We start from the raw sequence: 20,553 nt of genomic DNA on the forward strand, positions 1-20,553 counted from the left end.
GGCCCGCTCCTTCCACTTCGGCGGGAGCTCCTCAGCCGCCGAACACGTCCTGCTGGTAGCGGCCCTCCGCGTCCAGCCGGCGTACCCCTTCTTCGCCGCAGATCTCCACCAGCGCCCGGCGCACCGCCGGGGCCATCCGCACGCCGTCGCCGCAGACGTACACGTACGCTCCGCGCTCGACCAGGTCACGCACACCCTCGGCGTCCGCGAGCAGCGCCTCCTGGACGTACCGGTGCGGGTGGCCGGGCAGCGCGGAGAACGCCACGCGCACGTCCGCGTCCCAGGTCTCGTCCCGGTACAGCCAGTCGTGCTCGGGGTGGCGGCAGCCGTAGAACACCTTCGCCGGACCGGCGTCCGGCAGCAGCGACCGCTCCTCCAGGAAGCCGCGCAACGGCGCGAAACCGGTGCCGGGGCCGATCAGGACCAACGGCGTGGCCGGGTCGGCGGGCAGGTGGAACGGAGGAGAGGGCACCCGGACGTACCCGTAGAACGCGTCCCCCGGCTCAAGACCGGCCAGGTAGGCCGAGCACATCCCCCGGTACCGCCCCGCCCCCGACCAGGCGGGGCCGTCCACCAGTCCCACCGTGATCCGTACCCGCCGCGGCCCGGCCAGCGGCGAGGAGGAGATCGAATAGAAGCGCGGCCGGATCGGGCCGCACATCTCCAGGAACGCCTCCAGCGGCAGCGCGATCGACGGGAACCGCTCCAGCAGGGCCAGCACCGACACCCGCTTGGCCAGCACGTCCTCGGCGTAGTCGATCCGGGCCAGCTCGCCCCGCGTCCACGGGCACTCGGTGAAGGACGCCAGCGTCTCCAGGTCCGAGCGGGTGGCGACCTCCTGCAGCTCGACGAACTCGGTCAGCAGCAGCTCCACCGGCACCGGAACGCCGAGCGGCAGGTGCGTGGCGCGCTCGCCCTCCTGGCTCAGCCGCACCACCTGACCGGCGGGCAGCCGCAGGCAGCGCGTCGCCCACGCGACCAGTTCGGGGTCGTTCCTCGCGTACACGGCGAGGTGGTTGCCCGCCTCGTACGTGACGCCCTCGGGCAGCTCGGCGACGATCGAGCGCACCCCGGGCCGGGGCCGCTCGTCGCCGAAGTCCCACAGCCCGGACGGGTCCCGGACCAGCTCCTCGTTGGAGATCACCGTGAGCGGGACCGCCCGATCGGAGACGACCGCGGGCCGCACCTGCGTCTGCGTCAGCAGCTCGGCCCGGTAGCGGCGGCCCTCCGGCTCGCCCGCCGCGCCCGCGCCGTACTCGGCGGCCAGCGCCGACCAGAGCGCGGCCGTCCAGGCCTGCACGTCGCCGTCGAAGTCGGCCGAGGCGTCGGCCTCGCCGCGCGGGACGAACTGCTCGGCCCCCGCGGCGAGCAGCTTGTCCTCGACCCTCCTCGGGAACGCCTGGTACGTCGGCCACTGCGTGTTGCCGCAGCCCAGCACGGCGAAGCGCAGCCCGCGCAGGTCGCCGAGACCCTCCGCCGCGTCGAAGGCGGCGGCGTTGTCCGGGGCCCGGCCGTTGTAGCTGGCCGCGACCACGACGAGCAGCCCGTCCCGGGGCGGCTCCAGCGCGTCGAGCGAGGTCAGCGTGGTCGCGAAGCCGGACCTGCGGGCCCGGTCGGCGACCTGCTCGGCGATGTCCTGCGAGGTGCCGAGGTTCGAGCCGTAGGCGACGGTCAGGCCCACCCCCTGGACCCGGACCTGGGCGCCCTGCTCGGCCTCCGCCTCCGCCGGCTCGGGCTCGGGCGCGGTGTCCAGCCGCTCGGCCGTCCGGCGCGGTCGCACCCGCACCGTGAAGTTGTCCGGCTTGATGGTGAGGGTCTGCTTGATCTCCATCCGGTACGCCTCCGGATCGGAGATCGCGAACCGCTGGAGGACGAGCGCGAGCGCCAGCCGGGCCTCGGTGAGCGCGAACTGGCGGCCGATGCAGGCCCGCTCGCCGTTCCCGAACGGCTTGTACGCGTGCGGGTGGTGCGCGGCCTTGTTCTCGGGCAGCCAGCGGTCGATGTCGAACTCGTCGGGCCGCTCCCACGCCTTGGGGTGGCGGTGCAGCGGCGGCAGCAGCACCGCGCACTTGGTCCCCTTCGCCACCGGGTAGTGGCCCCCGATCACCGTGTCCTCGCGCGGCGCCAGCCCGATCGAGGGGATGGGTGACCAGATCCGCAGCGTCTCGTCGAGGATCCGCGGGATGACGTCCAGCTTCATGATCGTCTCGTACGTCGGGACGGTGTCGCCGGGAAGCAGGCGGTCGACCTCGGCGTACGCCTGGGCCAGCACCTGCGGGTTGCGCAGCAGGTTGTAGATCGCGAAGGAGAGCAGGCCGCTGGTGGTCTCGTGCCCGGCGATGAGGAAGGTCAGCACCTGGTCGCGGATGTTGGCGTCGGAGAGCCGCTCGCCGGTGCGCGGGTCGGCCGCCTGCAGCATCAGCCCGAGCAGGTCGGTCTCGCCCGTGCCGGCCCCGGCCGCGCGCCGCTCGCGGATGACCTCGTCGACCAGCTCGCGCATCCGAGCGATGTCCGCCTGGTACGCCTCGTCCGCCCGCCGCTTCATCTTGGTGACGAACGGGAGCTGGCGGTTGCGCGCCATCGCCTCGGTCAGCGCGTTGCCCATCGAGCGCAGGAAGGGGTGCAGCTCGGCGCTCCGGAAGGAGTCGAAGCGGTAGCCGAACCCGGTGAGCGAGATCGTGTCCAGGGTCAGCCGCGTCATGTCCTCGGGCACGTTGACCTCGTCGGAGCGGGCCCACTTCGCGGTCAGCGCCTCGGCGACCTCCAGCATCTGCGGGAAGTACGCCTTCATCGACCGCTGCCCGAACGCGGGCAGGAGGATCCGGTGCGCCTGCCCCCAGACCGGGTCGTCGCCGCGCGCGGTGAACAGGCCGTCACCGGCGAAGTCGCGCACTGTGGACAGCGGCGCGTCCACCGGCTTGTAGAACCGGCTTTCGTCGCACAGCTCCGCCACCAGGTCGGGGTCGTAGACGAAGAGCACGCTCCGGCCGGGCAGTTCCATCCGGTAGAGACCGCCCGGGTGCTGCGCGGCCACCTCCTCGAAGTACGCGCTCGGACGGTCGTGCGGGACGCGCAGCGCGTTCCCCACGACGGGCAACCCCCGGAGACTGGGAACGGACGCGAGCTGGGCCATGAGAGACGACCTCCTACCTTCTGTCAGCCATACACCGTATGGAACGCTACCATACGGCGTATGGCAGTGAGTGCACGGAGAGGTTCGCCCCTCTCGCCCGAGGAGATCCACGCGGAGGCGCTGCGCCTCATCGACGAGCACGGGGTCGAGGCGCTGAGCATGCGCAAACTCGCCGCGGCGCTGAACGTCAACCCGATGTCGCTTTACCACCACGTGCCGAACAAGGAGGCGCTCCTCGACGGCGTGCGAAACCTGGTGCTCTCCGAGATCAGGCCGGCCGACGACGACGGGTCCTCCTGGCAGGAGCAGGTCAGGGTCCTCGGCGCCGGGCTGCGCGCCCTGGCCCACCGGCACCCCTCGCTCTACCCGTACCTGTGCGCTCACCCCCAGCTCATGCGCCAGGACGCGGTGGCGGGCCTGCTGTTGCGGGCGCTGACCGCGGCGGGCGTGCCCGCGGAGCGGATGGCGGCGGTGCGCAACGCCCTCTTCGCGTTCACCGCCGGGTTCCTGGTCGCCGAGATCAACGGGGTGTTCCCGCGCGACGACGACGCCTACGAGGAGGCCGTCACGCTCATCGTCAACGGCCTGTCCGCGTACGGGAAGGACGGCTCCGGCGCGGCACGCGGGTAGCCGTCCCGCGCGCCGCGCCCTGCCTCGACGACCTGCCTCGACGCCCGGCCTCGACGACCGGCCCGGTCAGCCGACCAGGCCGCCCAGTCGTCCCTCCAGGGTGACCAGCAGCTCGCCGAGCGCGGCGGCCAGCCTGTCCTGGCGCTCCGGATCGAGACCCGACAGCAGGGCGGCCTCCAGGGCGAGCTGCTCGGGCAGGAGCCGGTCGATCAGCTCGCGGCCCCGCTCGGTGAGCGACAGATGGACCACCCGGCGGTCCCGCCCGTCCACCCGGCGCGCCACCAGTCCCTCGCGTTCCAGGACCCTGACCCGCTTGGTGACGGCGGCCCCGGACGCGAACGTCTCCCTGGCCAGCCGGCTCGGGGTCAGCTCGCCGCCGACCCGGCGCAGCGCCGCGAGGACGTCGAACTCCGGCCGGGTGAGGCCCTCATCGCCCAGCAGTGCGTCCGAGGCCTGGCGCAGCAGCGCCGAGCAGCGGCTCAGCCGCCCGATCACGGCCATCGGCCCGAGATCGAGATCGGGGCGCACCCCCTGCCACTGGCGTACCACCCCGGCGACGACGTCCTCCATACGGACTCCCTTCCTTAAGTCGTGTCCGACAAATCAAGCAATTGTCAGACACTCCCTGTCGGGCGGCTGTCAGGCGGCCCGCGCGACGGGCAGCCGCGCGGCCAGTTCGGCGAGCAGGTGATGTCCCTCACGTTCGGCCAGGGCGACCTCCTGCTCGGGGAGCGCCCGCTGCCACCACTCGCCGGAGGCGACGTCGACGGCCTCGCGGAGCTGGACCAGGGCCTCGGCGAGCTCGCGCCGCACCCGCGCCGCCTCCCTCGCGCTCGGGGCCGCGCCGTACGGCTCCCGCGCCGCGACGAGGTCACGCGCGTCCTCCTGGGCCCTGGCTGCCCGCCGCAGCGCGCGGTCGACCCGGCCACCCGCCCGCCGGTTCGTCACCAGGAGGCAGCTCAAAACGCCGAGCGCCGCGCCGACGCAGGTGTCCAGCCAGCGGTCGGCGACCAGCACCGACGCCGGCTGCCGCACCGCGAACTCCGTCATCAGCAGGGCCATCGGGGTCAGGAAGACGTTGCCCGCCCAGTAGTTGCGGGTCATCGCCGCCTCCGTCAGGAACTGGCAGACGAGGACCGTCGCGATCAGCGCGAGCGGGCCGAGCCGCGACACCGGCAGGATCGCGGTGAACAGCACGAGCCCGGCCAGGCTGCCGAGCACGCGCTGCAACGCCCGCTGCCAGCTCAGCGACGTGTTCGCCTGGAAGACCGCCGCGGCGGTGACGACCGCCCAGTACGGATGGCCGACCCCGGCCGCCATCGAGGCCCAGCCCGCCAGGGCGCAACCCACCGCGACCCGCGCCCCGATGGGGAGCAGCGGCGACCCCGGCCGCAGCGCGGACAGCAGGGGGCGCAGGCCGCCTCCGGCCCCCGCGGCGGGAATCCGGGACACGGCGCAGGCGCCGGGCTCCGGCGCAGCCGTGGGCAGCGGGCCGCCCCGGCGCAGCGCGCGGGCCCACTCGCGCAACCGCGCGGCCTCGGCCGGGTCGGCCCGTCCGCCCGCGAGCGCGGCCTCCGCGTGCTCCACCAGCCGCTCCAGCGCCGCCCGCGAGTGCAGGCCCGCGGCCGACCTCGGCCGCAGCAGCGCGAGGGCGTGCCAGGCGGCGTTCACGGCGGCGGCCGTGTCATGCCGGGCGGCGCCACGCGCGGGCCCCTCCTCGGGCGTCCCCGAGCGGAGCCGGGCGGCCGACTCCAGGGCGCGGGCGACGGCGACGCGCTCCGGGCCGTGCGGGCGCAGCAGCGCCGGGGCCAGGCAGACCAGCAGCGCCACCGCGCCCGCGCCGAGGCCGACGGCCAGGTGCCCGGGGATGTCGCCCAGGCGCTGTGGGAGGAAGGCGCAGGTCGCGGCGACGAACGTGAGGACGACGTTGCCGGGAGGGCCGATGCGGGCGGCGTCGCAGAGCACGCGGTGGACGGCGGCGATCAGTGCGGCGACGGCCACCCGGATGAGCGTCGAGTCGGTGAGGGAGGCGGTCACCAGCGCCACGCCGGTGCCCGCGAGCATCCCCGCGACCACCCAGGGCAGCGTCCGGAGCCGCGCGGCGTACGGCAGGCCGTGGCAGTACAGCGCGCACAGCGAGCCGGCGGAGGCGTAGATGGCCAGGTCGAGGCGGCCGAGGAGGAGCAGGACCAGGCTGGGGACGGCGGTCGCGATCACCACGCTGAGCGCGGGCTTGTGCCAGATGTCGCCGAACGGCCGCAGGCGCAGCACGCCCTTCACCGGAAGCGGGCGGACGAGGTCCCTCAGCCTCGACTGCACCGGAACGTCGCGATATGTCCCCATGTGTACCAGTTTAACGGATGATTTACTTGGAAAATATCTCGCTGCTCCACAATGTCGGTGACCTTGCCGCCCTCGCCAGCCCCTCGGAGGACAGCGCATGCGGGAACACGACCTCTCCGGAGGCGCGGAGGTGCTGGCGCGGACCGACCTCGTCGCCCGCCTGGCGCTGCGCCGCCACACCCTGTCGCCGGAGGCGTCCGCGACGCTGATCAACGTCTCGGAGAACGCGACGTACCGGGTGGACGACCCGGCCACCGGCCGGCGCTCCATCCTGCGCGTACACCGCCTCGGCTACCACTCCGAGCGGGCGATCGCCTCCGAGCTGGACTGGCTGCAGGCGCTGCGCGAGGAGGCCGGCGTACGCACCCCCCGGGTGATCCGCTCCGCCGCCGGCACCCGGATCATCGCGATCGACGGCCCGGGCGGCGAGCGGCGCCACTGCGTGATGTTCGAGCACCTGCCCGGGGCCGAGCCGTCCGAGGACCGTCTGGTCGAGGACTTCGAACGGCTCGGTGCGCTCACCGCGCGCATGCACCGGCACGCGCGCGGCTGGCGGCGGCCCCCCGGCTTCCACCGCTTCCACTGGGACTACGACGCCGCGCTCGGCGCCGAATCCCGCTGGGGGCGCTGGCAGGACGGCGCCGGGGTCCACGGCGAGGCCGCGGCCGTCCTGGCGCGGCTGGACACCGAGCTGCGGCGGCGGCTCGCCGCCTTCGGGCGGGGGAGCGACCGCTACGGCCTCATCCACGCCGACCTGCGGCTCGCCAACCTCCTCGTCGAGGGGGCCGGCACGCCGCACGTCATCGACTTCGACGACTGCGGGTTCGGCTGGTACCTCTACGACCTCGGCGCGGCGCTCAGCTTCATCGAGCACCACCCCCAGGTGCCCGAGATGATCGACTCCTGGCTCCGGGGATACCGCGCCGTCCTCCCCCTGGGGAAGGAGGAGGAGCGCGAGATCTGGACCTTCATCCTGTTCCGGCGGCTGCTGCTGGTGGCCTGGATCGGCACCCACTCGGCCGTGGACATCGCCCGCGAGCTGGGCGCCGGATACACCGAGGGGAGCTGCGAGCTGGCCGAGCGCTATCTCGCCGGCTCCCGCTGACCCGCTCCCGGCCGGCCGGAGGCCGGTCAGGGCACGAGGACGATCTTGCCCGTCGTGGCCCGGCTCTCCAGCGCGGCGTGCGCGGCGGCGGCGTCCTTGAGCGCGAACGCCTGCGTCAGGGGCACCAGCGCGCCGTCCGCCGCGGCGGCCAGCGCCCGCTCCTCCAGGCCGCGCAGGCCCCCGGGCCGGTTCAGCACCCGAGGGCCGACCGCGACCGTCGCCGTCAGGCCCCGCGAGTACAGGTCCCCGGTGGTGACCTCGGTCGGCCCGCTCGCGGCGTCGGCCCAGCCGAACAGGACCAGCCGGCCGCCGATGCCCAGCAGCTCCAGCACGCCGCGCCCCAGCGCGCCGCCGACGCCGTCCAGCCCCACCGTCACCGGGCGGTCGCCGAGCGCGTCGCGCACCGCCTGCGGCCAGTCCGGCCGGGTGTAGTCCACGGCGTGCGCGGCGCCCAGCGCGCGAACCCGCGCGACCTTCTCCGGGCCGCCTGCCAGCCCGACCACGGTGGCCCCGGCGGCGAGCGCCGCCTGCACGAGCAGGTTGCCGATACCGCCCGCCGCGGCGGTCACCAGCGCGACGTCGTCGGAGGTGATGGCGGCCACGTCCAGGATGCCCATGGTGGTGCGGCCGGTCCCGATCATGGCGACCGCAGCCTCGTACCCCAGCCCGTCCGGGATCTCGTGCACCGCCGCGGCGTCCCGTACGGCCAGCTCGGCGTATCCGCCGGGCGCCATGCCCAGGTGGGTGACGACGCGCTTGCCCAGCCAGCCGGGGTCGGCGCCCTCGCCGACGGCGTCGACCACCCCGGCGACCTCGCGCCCGGGGATCGTGGGCAGCTCCGGGACGGGGATGGGGCCGCCGCCGTGGTTCCCGGCGCGGAGCACGGTGTCGACCAGGTGCACCCCGGCCGCCCGTACGGCGATCCGCACCTGGCCGGCGGCCGGCGCGGGGTCCGGGGCTTCCTCGTAGTGGAGGTTCTCCGCGGGTCCGAAGGCGTGCAGGCGGATGGCGCGCATGGGTGTATCCCCGATTCGTCCGATGTCTCGCGGGCTGAGCGGCCCGTGCCATCCGTTGTAGATCAGCGCCACCCCCGTCCGCCATCGGACGTTGGGCCTAGGCCGGGAGACCGGCGGGAGACGGGAGACTAGTGCCATACACGTGACGGGGCGACCGGCCCCGTCTTCGAGCATCCAGGGAGCCGGCACAGATGAGTCCACGACGGCGGGACGACGAGGGCGCCGCGAACGCGCGGGCGGGCAGGCGCGCGGAGCTGCTCGCCACCGCGGCCGAGGTGTTCGCCTCGCGAGGGTACGCCGCCACCACCGTCAGGGAGATCGCGGACGCGGCGGGCATCCTCGGGGGCAGCCTCTACTACCACTTCGACTCCAAGGAGTCGATCGTCGACGAGATCCTCTCCACGTTCCTCGACGACCTGTGGGCCCGCTACGACGAGGTGCTCGCCGCGGGGCTGGGGGCGCGCGAGACGATGGAGCGCCTCGTCGTGGAGTCCTTCCGTGCGATCGACCGGCACCGGGCCGCCGTGGTGATCTACCAGAACGAGTCGCGGCACCTGTCGGAGGGGGAGCGCTTCGGCTACCTGCGCGAGTCCTGGGACCGGTTCGAGCGCATGTGGGGTGAGCTGCTCGACCGGGGGATCAAGGAGAACGCGTTCCGGCCGGACCTGGACGTGCCGCTGGTGTACCGGTTCCTGCGCGACACCGTGTGGGTGGCGGCGAGCTGGTACCGCCCCGGCGGCCGGCTGCCCGCCGACGAGATCGCCCGGCGTTACCTCAGCATGGTCCTGGAGGGCATCCAGGCGCCCACGGAGTGAGGGGCCGGTCCTCGGTGCCCGTGTCGTCCTCTTCGCGCGCGTACGCGTCCATGAGGGCGGCCAGGACGTCGCGGAACCCCTGGGCCTGCTCGGGGGTGAGCGGGTCGAACAGGCGGCGGCGCACTTCCTCGACGTGGCCGGGCGCGGTCGCCTCCAGGATCGCGAACCCCTCACAGGTCAGCTCGGCCATGGTCGTGCGCCGGTCGCGCTCGTGCTTGACCCGGCGCACCCAGCCCTTCTCCTCCAGACGGGCCATGGCGTGGGAGAGCCGGCTGGCGGAGAATCCGGTGACGCAGGCGAGCCGGGTCATCGTCATCTCCCGGTTCGGCGCCTCCGACAGCATGGCGAGGATCATGTAGTACGCGTGCGGCATGCCCGAGTCGCGCTGGAGCTGCCGCTCCAGGGCCTCCTGGAGCAGCCGCGTGCTGGCCAGGTAGGCCCGCCAGATCCGCTGCTCCTCGTCGCTCAACCATCGCGTCCCGGACATGACCCCAGCCTAGCGATGATTGAACATTCAAGCGTGCCGCGGAAGCGGATAGTCTGGCGAAGACCGCTATGTGCTTATCGATGACCGTTTGACGCAGGAGGATCCGCGTGCCCAGCTCCATCGCCTACGTTGCCACCGACGCCGCCCCCCGGTACGCCAAGCAGCTCGCCGCGCATCTGGGACGCAAGATCCAGGCCGAGGAGCTGTCCGACGGCGGCTACCGGCTGACCTTCCCCGGGCGCGGCGAGGGCCTGCTGACCCCGGAGGCCGACCGCCTCGTCATGCGCGCCACCGCCGACGACGAGGAGTCGCTGGGCGCCGTTCAGGACGTGCTGGGCCGCCACCTCGAACGGTTCGGGCAGCGCAACCAGCTCACCGTCACCTGGGAGTGACCCCGGTAGCAATCGCGGGAAATCCAAACCTTCCGCCGCCGGCCTGCGGTGGTGGCGGCCGGGCGCGCGGCGGCGAGGCCGTCGTTGGCGTTGGCCACGATCGGTTCGCGTCGCAGCCGTGACCGCGGCGGCGGGTCCCTAGGCCGGTCGTCGCTGCACGGCGTCGGCGATGACGGCTGTCACGAACTTGCCGACGGCTGCGGTGGCCGGCGGCCCGGGGTCGCGGTCTGCGAACAGGAGATGCCCGCCGCCGACCTGTTCGACGCTCGGCCGGGATCGCCACCGACGAACGCGGCCGGAATCGGTCAGGCGTTCATGCGTGATAGGTGCTCGGGGAAGTCGGTGAGGCGTTCGATGCGGAGCACCGTCTCGTCTGCCGTCGGCGATGGTCCACCGGTGATGAAGTCGATGCCGCGGTCCAGCCAGATGCCGGTGAGCCCGGCGAGTGCGGCCGCGTTCACGTCGCTTTCCAGCATGTCGCCCACGTTGACCGCCTGCGCGGGGTCCGTCCGCATCCGCCGGCAGGCGGCGGCGTAGGCGACGGGCTTGGCCGCACCGAGCTCGGTCGGGGTCAGGACGGCTTCGAAGTATTCGAGGAGGCCGAAGCGAGCGAGCTTGGCGCGCTGCTGCTTGGGGTCCCCGTTGGTGAGAACGGCCAGGCGCGGTCCTCGGGGAAGCCGTTTCAGGGCCTCCAGGCATGGCTGGACATCGGGATAGCTCCGCCAGGACTCCTCGAACACGGTGAGGTAGCGGTCGGCGATCCAGGCGTCCAGAAGGCCGGGATTTTCGGGAACCGGCTCGCCGAGCATGGGCAGGAAGGAACGAAGCCTGCGCCGGTGGTGCTCAGCGAAGGAGCACTGGCCGGCCAGGTATTCCCGCATGTGGCGCCCCTCCAGCGTCCACCACAACGTCACCAGCTCCTCTGGTGGAGCCGTCGCGTTCGGCGCGGCCAGGACGATCTGGCCGATCGTTTCCAAGACCGCGCTTCGATGATCGACCAGGGTGCCGTCCAGATCGAAGAAAACCACATTCGCCATAGGGTGATCATCTCGTGGTGCTTGTCCCTGATGGCAGAGGGGGGTCGCAGCACCCTGGCGCCCTGTGCGGCAGACCACGCCACCTGAAGTGCGCAATTGCCCCGGGCGGATTTGCGGGCCGGTGGGCAGAACTTGGCCCCCGTTCGGAACGCGCGACGGCCCCGGAGGGAAAACCCTCCGGGGCCGCCGTCATCGGTCGGTCTATCCGTCTTCCTACCCGACGTGTGCCCTACGCGCTCTTGCGCCGCTGCGCCCGCAGGATCGCCAGGCGCTCGTTGAGCACCTCTTCGAGGTCCTCGATCGTGCGCCGCTCCAGCAGCATGTCCCAGTGCGTCCTGGGCGGCTTCGCCTTCTTCTGCTGGGGCTGCTCGGCGTCCACCCGGAGAGCGGTGGCCCCGCAGTGGCGGCACTCCCAGCTCGCCGGAATCTCGGCTTCGGCGGCAAGCGGCACGGTGGTGCGATGGCCCTTGGGGCAGGTGTAGGACACCTCCTGGCGCGGAGCCAGATCAGTGTTGCGGTCGTTCTCGTAGCTGGTCGCGCCGAGCCGGGTACCGCGAAGCGCACGCTCGCCCATTCTTAATGCCTCCTGAGGTCCCCGCCTGAGAGGGGTCGGTCTCCACCGCGTTCAACGCTTGATACCGTGTGGGGATTCCCACAGGAGGCCCGATCCAACCGCCCTTCGCGGCCTGCGATCGCTCAGATGCGCTCCGGCACCTCGTTGCCCGCCTCCCGGATGGCCCGCGGGACGTTGACCGCGACCAGCAGTCCGAAGCCGAGCACGAAGAAGACGACCAGCGAGACGATCGCGATCCGGTAGCTGTTGGAGAACTGCAGGGCCAGCGTGATCGTCAGCGACCCGAGGAACGCCGACCCCTTGTCGCTGATCTGCAGCAGGCTGAAGTACTCCGCCTCCTTGCCGGGCGGGATCACCTGCGAGAACAGCGATCGCGACAGCGCCTGCGTGCCGCCGAGCACGATGGCGATGCCGAAGCCCATGGCGTAGAACTGCGCCGCCGCGCCCTCCTCCAGGAAGACCGCCACGACCACGATCGCCGTCCAGAGCACCAGGCTCGCCAGGATGGTGCGCTTGGTGCCGTACCGGGCGGCGAGGGCGCCGAGTAGGAGCGCGCCGCCGAACGCCACGAACTGCACCATCAGGATCGCGCTGATCTGCACGTCCTTGCTCAGCTTCAACGCCTCCGACGCGTACGCCGCCGAGTTCCCGATCACCGTCTGGACGCCGTCGTTGTAGACGAGGTAGGCGACCAGGAACAGCAGCGTGCGCGGATAGCGGCGCAGCTCCGCGATGGTCCGCCCGAGCTGGCGGAAGCTGCCTCCCACCGACCGCAGCGCCGTGGTCTCGTGGGCGGGGACCGGCCGGTTGCGCAGGGCGAGCAGCGGCACGACCGTGAAGATCGCCCACCACATCCCGGCCGACATCATGCTGATCCGCACCGCCATGCCCTCGCTGACGCCGAAGCTGTCCCGGCCGAGGTAGAGGGCGAGGTTGAGCGCGAGGAGCAGGCCGCCGCCGAGGTAGCCGATCGCCCACCCGCGCGAGGAGACGCGGTCCCGCTCGTCCGGCGTGGAGATCTGCGGCAGGAACGAGTCGTAGACCACGACCGACGCGCCGTAGGACAGGTTCGCCACGGTGAACAGCACGCCGCCGAGCAGGTAGCGGTCGCCCTCCACGAAGTACAGACCCATGGTCGCCAGGGCCCCGACGTACGCGAAGCCGCCGAGCAGCTCCTTCTTGCGGCCGGTGTGGTCGGCGAGCGCGCCCACCACGGGCAGGGCGACGATCTGCACCAGCACCGACACCGTCATGACGAGCCCGAAGTAGGCCGCGGGCCGGATGTCGAGGCCCAGCACGTCGACGAAGCCCAGCTCGCCGGTCGCCAGCCGGTCGAAGTCGGCCACGCAGGCGTCCACCGGCATCCCGGGGAAGTCCTTGCCGCACGCCGCCGCCTTGGCGACGGGGATCAGGTACGGCCCGAGGAAGACCGAGATGATCGTGGTGTAGAAGACCGAGTTGGCCCAGTCGTAGAAGTACCAGCCGCGTTGTTCCCGAAGGCGTGCCTTCGGGGTCTCGTCGATGACCTGGGGGGCGGTCACACGTCCTCCTCGCCGGGCGGGGGTGTCGGGTGCGGGTGTTTCAGGCGCGGGGATGCCACTGGCCGCGCGCCTTGAGGACGTCGCGCAGGCCGGTGATGTTGTCGGTCATGATCCCGTCGATGCCGAGGTCGAGCAGCCGGCGCATCACCGCCGGGTCGTCCACCGTCCAGACGTGCACCTGCATGCCGAGCGCGTGCGCGGTGCGGATGAAGGATCGGGTGGTGACGCGCAGCCCGCCCACGCCGATCGGCACCTGCGCGCAGGGCACCCCGGCGCGGGCCAGGGAGGCGAGCAGTCGGCCGTACCCCGACCCCATGGCGGCGGCGCGCAGCGTGGCCACCCCGCGCGGCCCGAGCGAGGAGCACACCGGGACGCCGACGGCGCGGCGGGCCTGGGCCAGGCGCAGGTCGGAGAACGAGGTCAGGCAGACCCGGTCGTAGGCGTTGGTCCGGCGGAGCGCGCGGGCCAGCGGCAGGATGGTCGCGCTCTCCTTCACGTCGATGTTGAACCGGACGTCCGGCCAGGCGCCGAGGAGGTCCTCAAGCAGCGGGATCTCCTCCGTGCCGCCGATGCGGGCCTTGCGCACCTCGCGGTAGGGGAGCTGGGAGATCCGGCCCTTGCTGTCGGTGACCCGGTCCAGCGTGTGGTCGTGGAAGGCGAGCAGCACGCCGTCGGCCGTCGCGTGCGCGTCGGTCTCCAGGTACGTGTACCCGAGCTCGACCGCGCGCGCGAAGGCGGACATGGTGTTCTCCCGCCCCTCGGCCGCCCCGCCCCGGTGGGCGAAGGCGAGCGGCCCGGGGTGGTCGAGAAAGGCGAAGCGACGCCGGGTCATTCGTTGGTCACGGCTCCTCGGATCAGCTCCAGTATGCCCAGGAGTATGCCGGTTGGAGGCCCAGCCCGTCAGCCAGCGCCCGGTGAACATCCGATGATCAGGGATGAACGGCCGCTGTCACCCATTCCTGCCGCCGCGCCTCGGCGAGCGTGATGGCCGCCGCCACCGACACGTTGAGCGAGCCCACCCGGCCCACCTGCGGGATGTAGACGACCGCGTCGGCCGCCTCCAGCAGCGCGGGGGAGCAGCCGTGGTCCTCGCTGCCGACGACCAGGCAGACATCCCCGCCGAGGCTCGCCTCGTGCAGCGGCGCGGCGTCCCCGGTCAGCTCCACCGCGACGACCCGGTACCCCTTCTCCTTCGCCGCGCGTACGGCGTCGACGGCGGGGACCGGCTCGTGCCACTCGACCAGCCGGTCGGTGCCCAGCGCGGTCTTCTGTGCCTTGGGGTTCGTCGGCGGGGTCGCGTTCCCGGCCAGCCAGATCGTCTCCACGCCGAACGCGGCGGCCGTGCGGAACACGGACCCGATGTTGAACGGGCCGGTGACCGATTCGAGGATCATCGCGAGGCGGGACCCGGTCGCCCGGCGCCAGGTGCGGTTGAGCCGCTTGACGTCGGTCGGACGGAGCTGCCTGCGCGGGTTGGGGGTGCTCATCGCGCTTCCACCTTGAGGATTCGGTAGGCGGACCGGCTGGCGGCCCGGGTGGTGGGCCAGCCCTGCTCGTTCAGCCAGTTCTGCAGGGAGTCGGAGCCGAGGTGCTTCTGGACGACCAGGTAGGCGACGCCGTCCGGGGTGAGCCGGTCCAGCCAGCGGGTCAGCATCTCGTGCAGCGCCTGCTTGCCGATGCGGATGGCCGGGTTGGACCAGATCGCCCGGAAGCGCACGTCGCCGGGCACCTCGTCGACATGAACCGACCTTACTTTGTCAAGGCCGGCGGCCTCGGCGTTGCGCGCGCACAGCTCCACGGAGCGGCGGTTCACGTCCACCGCCCACACGGTCGCGCCCGGCGCCCGCGAGGCCATGGTCAGCGCGATCGGGCCGTAGCCGCAGCCCAGGTCGAGCAGGTCGCCCTCGGCGGGCGGCGGTGGCACGCTCTCCAGCAGGACGCGGGTCCCCGCGTCGATCCGGTCGGGGGAGAACACCCCGCGGTCGGTCTCCAGCCGCAGATGCAGGTCGGGGAGGAGCAGGGTGACCGTGCCCGGCCGGCTGGCCGTCCGCGGCCGCTCCTCGAAGTAATGTGCCACGTGCAGAGACGTTACCAACGGGTCAGGGGAGCCGTGCGCCCAGCAGCATGGCCGCCCCGGCCGCCACCGCGCCCAGCAGCAGCGCGACCAGGATGAACCGCTGGGTGATCTCCTGATTCACGATCTTGTACCCGAGCGAGGTGCCGATCTGGGCGTAGACGTCGCGCAGCTCGCTGCCCGACTGCGCCTCGTACGCCCGGCCGCCGGTGCCGTCGGCGAGCGACTGCAGGGTGGCCTTGTTCACCGGGACCTGCACCGGCCGGTTGTCGATGGTGACCGTCCCCTCCGGCGTGCCGTACGCGATAGTGGAGACGGGGATCTTGGCGGACACGGCGGCCTGGATCGCCTCGTTGACCGAGCGGCCCGAGGTGTTGTCGCCGTCGGACAGCAGCACGATCGCCGAGGGTGGCGGATCGGTCACCGCCCGCTGATCGAACGACCTGATCGAGTCGAGCGAGTCGAACACCGCCTCGCCGATCGCGGTGCCGGGCCGGGTGGTCAGGTTGGAGATCGCGGTGATCACGGCGGTGTGGTCGGCGGTCGGGGAGATGACCACGGACGCCGACCGCGCGAAGGCCACCACTCCCACGTTGAAGCGCTCGGGCAGGTCGGCGACGAACTGCTGGGCCGCCTGCCGGGCCGCGGCCAGCCGGGTCGGCGAGACGTCCCGGGCCTCCATCGACAGCGAGACGTCCACCGCGATCATGATGGTGGCCCGGTCCCGCGGCACGCGCACGGCGCCCGCCGGGCGGGCGGCGGCCAGGACCATGACGCTCATCATCACCAGGAAGACCGCCGCGGGAACATGCCGCCGCCAGGCCGGCCGCTCCGGGACGACCACCGACAGCAGCCGCAGGTTCGTGAACCGGACGGCGTACCTGCGGCGGGCGAACTGCAACGCGACGTATCCGCCGCCCAGGAGCGCGACCGGGACGAACAGCCACAGCCAGCCCGCGGAAAGGAAGATCATCAGCGCCCTCCCGTCTGGCGGCGCCGGGCCAGATGCGCGGTACGCCGCTGCCGCAGCACGAACTGGACGATGTCGGCCACCCAGTCCCGGTCGGTGCGCAGCACCAAGTGCGCCGCCCCGGCGCGGCGCAGCGCGGCCCGGGTCGCCTCCCGCTGCATGGCCGCCGCGACGGCGTACCGCTCGCGGACCCGGCGCGACAGGTGCACCTCCCGGGTACGGCCGGTCTCCGGATCATGGAGCGCCACCAGGCCCACGTCGGGCAGCTCCAGCTCACGCGGGTCGATCACCTCGACGGCCAGCACCTGGTGCCGGGAGGAGAGGCGGCGCATCGGCCGCTCCCAGGAGCCCGGATCGTCCAGGAAGTCGGAGACGACCACCCGCAACCCCCGCTTGTGATGGGCCGCGGCCAGCGACTCCACCGCGGCGCCCAGGTCCACCGCCCCCGCCCCGCGCGGCGCGTCCGCCAGCCGGCGCAGCAGCGCGTACAGGGCGGGCCGCCCGCCGCGCGCCGGGTGGCGGCGGACCTCCACCCCGTTCAGGATGTACGCGCCGAACCGGTCGCCGACCCGGCCGGTCAGGAACCCGATCGCGCCGACGGCCGAGACGACCAGGTCGCGTTTCTCCATGTCGGCGGTGCCGAAGTCCATGCTCGCCGACAGGTCCACCACGGCCCACGTCTCCAGCTCGCGGTCGGCGATCAGGTCCCGCACGTGCGGGGTGGTGGTCCGCGCGGTGACCGCCCAGTCCATGCGGCGGACGTCGTCCTCGCCCGGGACGTAGACGCGGGTGTCGCCCAGCTCGCTGCCCGGCCCCGGGACCAGCCCCTGATGGTTGCCGTGCAGTAGGCCGTCCAGCCGCCGGACCACGGTCAGCTCCAGGCGGCGCAGGGCGAGCTCCGGCGACGCGGCGCTCATGTGCGGATCACCTGGCGCCCTGGTTCCACACCACGACCGGCGGGGGGACGGTCGCCAGGATGCTCCGGACGACGTGCTCGGCGTCCACGTCGTCAGCGAGGGCGTCGAAGGTGAGCATCAGCCGGTGCGCCATCACGTCGATCGCCACGTCCCGCACGTCGTCCGGCAGGAGGTAGTCGCGTCCGCGCAGCAGCGCCAGCGCCCGGCCCGCCGCCATCAGCCCCAGCGTGGCGCGCGGGCTGACGCCGACCTCGATCGTCTCCTCCAGGTCGCGCAGGCCGTATTCGGTGGGGGAGCGGGTGGACATCACCAGCCGCACCACGTAGTCGGCGACCAGATGGTGGACGGAGACCTGCTCCGCCGCCTCCTGCAGCCGCGTCAGCCGGTCGGGGTCGAGCACCGGCCGGGCCGCCGGCGGCCGCACGCTCATCCGCTGCAGGATCTCCAGCTCCTCGCGCGCGCTCGGATGCGGCACCCGCACCTTGAACAGGAACCGGTCGCGCTGCACCTCCGGCAGCGGATAGACCCCCTCGGACTCGATCGGGTTCTGCGTCGCCAGCACCACGAACGGCCGGGGCAGCGGATGCGTCCGTCCCGCCAGGGTGACCTGCCGCTCGGCCATCACCTCCAGCAGGGCCGACTGCACCTTCGCCGGGGCGCGGTTGATCTCGTCGGCGAGTAGGAAGTTCACGAAGACCGGGCCGAGCTCCACGTCGAACCGCTCACTGCCCGGGTGGTAGACGCGGGTGCCCACGATGTCGCTCGGCACCAGGTCGGGGGTGAACTGGATCCGCGCGAACGTGCCGCCCACCACCGTGGCCAGCGTCGAGGCGGCCAGTGTCTTGGCGACCCCGGGGACGCCCTCCAGCAGGCAGTGGCCCCGGGCCAGCAGCGCCACCAGCAGCCGCTCGACCATGTGGTCCTGCCCGACGATCACCCGCCTCACCTCGGCGAGGGTCTCCCGCAACGCCTCGGCGTCGTCGTCCCCCGCCCGGTCCCGATCCGGGTCACTGCGCTCATCCGCGACGGTCATGCGCGTTATTCAATCGTGACTTGGTGGGAGAATCCATGCCCACACAGTGCCCGGCGTCGGAAGCCGGAACCGTCCGGTGTGTTTTCATGAGCTGGATGGCCACACCTTTGCAGTACGGCGACCCGCCCCACCTGGGGCCATTCGTGCTGCTGGCCCGCCTGCTGACCGGCCCGGCCGGCCTCGTCTACCTCGGGCAGGGCCCCGACGGCCGCGCCGTCTCCGTCGCTCTCCTCACCCGGGGCGCCGCCCTCGACCCGGTGGCCAGGGACCGGTTCGTCGCCGCCGCCCGCGAGGCCGAACGGCGCGGAAGGCGGCGCGGGTCGCGCGCGGCCCTGACGGTGCTCGCCATGGACGGCGGGCCGGCTCCCTGGGTGGCCGTGCCGTACGCGCCGGGTGGGGCGGGGGCGGAGCGCTTCCTCGAACCGGTCATGGTGTCGGGGATGCTGCTCGGCGACCGGAACGGGCCGGACTTCGTGCCGTACTGGCTGGGCGACCGCGACCCGGCGCTGCCCGCGCCCGGGCCGCCCGCACCCCCGCCGGCCGCGACCAGGCGCGCGGTCGGCCTGGCCGCGGCGCTGCTGGCCACGCTCGTCACGATGATGGTCGTGATGGCGTGGCTGCTGTTGTTCCGGTTGGAGAGCGACCCACCGCCGACCCGCCCGCTGCCCCCGCCGGTCGTCGTCCCCACGCCGCCGCCGACCCCGGCCTCGCCGCGTCCCGGGGAGCAGTCGCCGACGCCGTCCCAGGGCGGCACGGAGCGCCGGACCACTCTCCCGGGTCAGGACAACGACGTCGGCAGGGACATCTGAGCCGCGTTTCATCAGTGGCGCGTTGCGAGTCGTGGCCTGTCGTCGGTCGCCGTGCGCCGGGTGAAGTCCATGTGCCAGTTGGTGATCCAGGTCTGCCCGTCGTCGAGGGAGAACGCCTGCTCCCAGTGGGCGCGGTCGGTGGTGATGCCGGACCAGATGAAGCGCGCCCTGATCTTGCGGCCGTTGTGTTCGTCGTCGCCGTGGAAGACGCCGGTGCCGTCCGCGCCGAAGCTGCCGGTGACGGGTGGGAAGAGGGTGCCGGTGCGCTTGCTGGCCCAGTACAGCGACCACTGTGCGGTCGCCGGGTTGAACAGCCGCAAGGTCAGCCCGGAAAAGCCCTTGGTCGGGAACTCGATCTCGTCGAAGCTGGCGGCGCCGTCGAAGTGGCAGGAGGCGCGGGTGATGCCGGGGAACTCCTCCCAACGGTCGTCGCCCTCCGTCGGGTCGAGGAAGTCCTTGCGCCAGCGGTTGGCGACGTCGTAGGTGCCGGTGAAGAACGCGAAGTCGTTGTTCGTCATGCCGCAGACGCTAGGACCGGTCCCCTGACATCCCGTGTCAGTGGATCGGCCGTAGATTTCCGGCCATGCGCGCCGGTCGACTCCTCTCGCTTCTGCTCCTGCTGCAAAACCGCGGCCGGATGACCGCCGATGAGTTGGCGGCGGCGCTCGAGGTGTCGGTGCGTACGGTGTACCGGGATGTGCAGGCGCTGATCGCGGCGGGCGTGCCGGTCTACGGCGAGGCGGGGCACGCGGGCGGCTACGCCCTGCTCGACGGCTACCGCACGCGGCTGACCGGGCTGACCGCGGCCGAGGCGCAGGCTCTGCCCCTGGCCGGTCTCCCCGGGCCGGCGGCCGAGCTGGGGATGGGCTCGGTCCTGGCAGCGGCCGAGCTCAAGCTCGAGGCGGCCCTGCCGGTCGCGCTGCAGGAGCAGGTCCGGCGGATCCGTGAGTGCTTCCACCTCGACGCCCCGGGCTGGTACCGGCAGGCGGACGAGGTGCCGCATCTTCCGGCGGTGGCGGCCGCGGTGTGGGAGCGGCGGGCCATCCGCGTGCGCTACCGCCGATGGCAAGCCCCGCAGGTGGTTGAGCGGCGTCTGGAGCCCTACGGGATCGTGCTCAAGGCCGGACGCTGGTACACCGTCGCCCGTGCCGGCGATGACCTGCGCACCTACCGGATCGGGCAGATCCTTGACCTGGAGCCGCTGGAAGAGGTGTTCGACCCACCTGTCCGTTTCGACCTGGCTCGTCACTGGCAGGCCCATACGGCGCGGCTGCAGGAGCGGCTGTGGCAGGGCGAAGCGGAGATACGCATCTCACCGGTCGGCATCACCCGCCTCCAGGACGTCACGGCGCAGGCGGTGCTCGATGGCGTGAACCAAGGAAAGCCGGAGCCCGGCGGGTGGCGCCGGGCCGTCATCCCCATCGAGAGCCTCGACCACGCGGAGGCAGAGCTGCTGCGGCTGGGCCCGGAGGTGGAGGTGCTCGCGCCGCCGGAGCTTCGGGAGCGCGTCGCCGCATCGGCACGGGCCACGGCGACGCTCTACAACGGGGAGATCTAGGAGTGTCTGACAAATGCTGCCCGTAGCGAGCGCGGATCCAGATGGATGCATCGCAAGGCGGAGGAGGAGGCCGTAGCGGAGCCTACGGCCGACGACGACAACGCAGCGAGGCGCCGTCT

At 72.7% G+C, this 20,553-nt stretch carries 21 protein-coding genes; 6 read left to right on the forward strand and 15 right to left on the reverse strand.

Features of this window, described 5'->3' with window-relative positions; translation table 11 throughout:
* Positions 1-31: 31 nt before the first annotated feature.
* Positions 32-3,133, reverse strand: a complete 3,102-nt coding sequence (locus AWQ71_RS03735; RefSeq protein ID WP_067126660.1) for a bifunctional cytochrome P450/NADPH--P450 reductase — start codon at positions 3,131-3,133, stop codon at positions 32-34.
* Positions 3,134-3,193: 60 nt separating this feature from the next.
* Here AWQ71_RS03735 and AWQ71_RS03740 point away from each other — a divergent pair, with 60 nt between their 5' ends.
* A complete protein-coding gene (locus tag AWQ71_RS03740) occupies positions 3,194-3,763 on the forward strand; it encodes a TetR/AcrR family transcriptional regulator (RefSeq protein WP_084258467.1) in 570 nt (189 codons plus the stop codon).
* Between the two features lie 66 nt (positions 3,764-3,829).
* Here AWQ71_RS03740 and AWQ71_RS03745 read toward each other — a convergent pair whose 3' ends face one another.
* Together AWQ71_RS03745 and AWQ71_RS03750 are read right to left on the reverse strand one after the other, a co-directional pair.
* A complete protein-coding gene (locus AWQ71_RS03745; protein WP_067126666.1) occupies positions 3,830-4,333 on the reverse strand; it encodes a MarR family winged helix-turn-helix transcriptional regulator in 504 nt (167 codons plus the stop codon).
* A 69-nt stretch (positions 4,334-4,402) separates the two neighbouring features.
* Positions 4,403-6,106 carry an FUSC family protein gene (locus AWQ71_RS03750; RefSeq protein ID WP_067126669.1) on the reverse strand — a complete coding sequence of 568 codons (1,704 nt, stop codon included), beginning with the start codon at positions 6,104-6,106 and terminating at the stop codon, positions 4,403-4,405.
* A gap of 97 nt (positions 6,107-6,203) precedes the next feature.
* On the opposite strand from AWQ71_RS03750, the gene AWQ71_RS03755 reads away from it, so the two are divergent.
* On the forward strand, positions 6,204-7,211 hold the full coding sequence (locus AWQ71_RS03755) for a phosphotransferase enzyme family protein (protein WP_067126673.1): 1,008 nt from the start codon (positions 6,204-6,206) through the stop codon (positions 7,209-7,211).
* A gap of 26 nt (positions 7,212-7,237) precedes the next feature.
* Here the strand turns inward: AWQ71_RS03755 and AWQ71_RS03760 are convergent, their stop codons facing one another.
* Complete coding sequence (locus tag AWQ71_RS03760) at positions 7,238-8,227, reverse strand: zinc-binding dehydrogenase (protein ID WP_067126676.1); 990 nt, start codon at positions 8,225-8,227, stop codon at positions 7,238-7,240.
* Between the two features lie 191 nt (positions 8,228-8,418).
* Between AWQ71_RS03760 and AWQ71_RS03765 the strand changes: the two genes are divergently transcribed.
* Entirely contained in the window at positions 8,419-9,042 is a 624-nt protein-coding gene (locus AWQ71_RS03765; RefSeq protein ID WP_067126679.1) for a TetR/AcrR family transcriptional regulator, read from the forward strand.
* Here AWQ71_RS03765 and AWQ71_RS03770 read toward each other — a convergent pair.
* The gene (locus tag AWQ71_RS03770; RefSeq protein WP_067126682.1) at positions 9,002-9,529 is read right to left on the reverse strand and encodes a MarR family winged helix-turn-helix transcriptional regulator; all 528 of its coding nucleotides are present in this window, start codon (positions 9,527-9,529) and stop codon (positions 9,002-9,004) included. The genes AWQ71_RS03765 and AWQ71_RS03770 overlap by 41 nt on opposite strands.
* Positions 9,530-9,636: 107 nt before the next feature.
* On the opposite strand from AWQ71_RS03770, the gene AWQ71_RS03775 reads away from it, so the two are divergent.
* A complete protein-coding gene (locus AWQ71_RS03775) occupies positions 9,637-9,921 on the forward strand; it encodes a DUF2218 domain-containing protein (protein ID WP_067126686.1) in 285 nt (94 codons plus the stop codon).
* A 305-nt stretch (positions 9,922-10,226) separates the two neighbouring features.
* On the opposite strand, the gene AWQ71_RS03780 is transcribed toward AWQ71_RS03775, so the two are convergent.
* From AWQ71_RS03780 to AWQ71_RS03820, 9 genes are all read right to left on the reverse strand, one after another.
* On the reverse strand, positions 10,227-10,958 hold the full coding sequence (locus AWQ71_RS03780; RefSeq protein ID WP_067126689.1) for an HAD family hydrolase: 732 nt from the start codon (positions 10,956-10,958) through the stop codon (positions 10,227-10,229).
* A 229-nt stretch (positions 10,959-11,187) separates the two neighbouring features.
* Positions 11,188-11,532, reverse strand: a complete 345-nt coding sequence (locus tag AWQ71_RS03785) for an RNA polymerase-binding protein RbpA (protein ID WP_066947626.1) — start codon at positions 11,530-11,532, stop codon at positions 11,188-11,190.
* 122 nt (positions 11,533-11,654) lie between these two features.
* Entirely contained in the window at positions 11,655-13,073 is a 1,419-nt protein-coding gene (locus AWQ71_RS03790) for an MFS transporter (RefSeq protein WP_067126692.1), read from the reverse strand.
* Positions 13,074-13,113: 40 nt separating this feature from the next.
* Positions 13,114-13,905 (reverse strand): glycerophosphodiester phosphodiesterase family protein, encoded by a 792-nt coding sequence (locus AWQ71_RS03795; RefSeq protein WP_067126695.1) that lies wholly within the window; start codon positions 13,903-13,905, stop codon positions 13,114-13,116.
* Between the two features lie 97 nt (positions 13,906-14,002).
* A complete protein-coding gene (locus AWQ71_RS03800) occupies positions 14,003-14,560 on the reverse strand; it encodes a TrmH family RNA methyltransferase (protein ID WP_067126698.1) in 558 nt (185 codons plus the stop codon).
* On the reverse strand, positions 14,557-15,150 hold the full coding sequence (locus AWQ71_RS03805; RefSeq protein ID WP_067126700.1) for a class I SAM-dependent methyltransferase: 594 nt from the start codon (positions 15,148-15,150) through the stop codon (positions 14,557-14,559). The genes AWQ71_RS03800 and AWQ71_RS03805 overlap by 4 nt, the downstream gene beginning before the upstream one ends.
* A 22-nt stretch (positions 15,151-15,172) precedes the next feature.
* Positions 15,173-16,120, reverse strand: coding sequence for a VWA domain-containing protein (locus AWQ71_RS03810; protein WP_067126703.1), 948 nt, complete (start codon positions 16,118-16,120; stop codon positions 15,173-15,175).
* On the reverse strand, positions 16,120-17,034 hold the full coding sequence (locus AWQ71_RS03815; protein WP_067126706.1) for a DUF58 domain-containing protein: 915 nt from the start codon (positions 17,032-17,034) through the stop codon (positions 16,120-16,122). Before AWQ71_RS03815 ends, AWQ71_RS03810 begins: the two co-directional genes overlap by 1 nt.
* A gap of 7 nt (positions 17,035-17,041) precedes the next feature.
* Positions 17,042-18,067, reverse strand: a complete 1,026-nt coding sequence (locus tag AWQ71_RS03820) for an AAA family ATPase (RefSeq protein WP_067126709.1) — start codon at positions 18,065-18,067, stop codon at positions 17,042-17,044.
* 95 nt (positions 18,068-18,162) lie between these two features.
* Between AWQ71_RS03820 and AWQ71_RS03825 the strand changes: the two genes are divergently transcribed.
* Positions 18,163-18,876 (forward strand): hypothetical protein, encoded by a 714-nt coding sequence (locus AWQ71_RS03825; RefSeq protein WP_245658095.1) that lies wholly within the window; start codon positions 18,163-18,165, stop codon positions 18,874-18,876.
* A gap of 11 nt (positions 18,877-18,887) precedes the next feature.
* On the opposite strand, the gene AWQ71_RS03830 is transcribed toward AWQ71_RS03825, so the two are convergent.
* The gene (locus AWQ71_RS03830; protein WP_067126715.1) at positions 18,888-19,394 is read right to left on the reverse strand and encodes a hypothetical protein; all 507 of its coding nucleotides are present in this window, start codon (positions 19,392-19,394) and stop codon (positions 18,888-18,890) included.
* 65 nt (positions 19,395-19,459) lie between these two features.
* Between AWQ71_RS03830 and AWQ71_RS03835 the strand changes: the two genes are divergently transcribed.
* Entirely contained in the window at positions 19,460-20,434 is a 975-nt protein-coding gene (locus AWQ71_RS03835) for a helix-turn-helix transcriptional regulator (protein ID WP_067126718.1), read from the forward strand.
* The last annotated feature ends 119 nt before the right edge of the window (positions 20,435-20,553 follow it).

Source organism: Microtetraspora malaysiensis, assembly GCF_001528665.1.
GTDB classification, from domain to species: Bacteria; Actinomycetota; Actinomycetes; order Streptosporangiales; family Streptosporangiaceae; genus Microtetraspora_A; species Microtetraspora_A malaysiensis.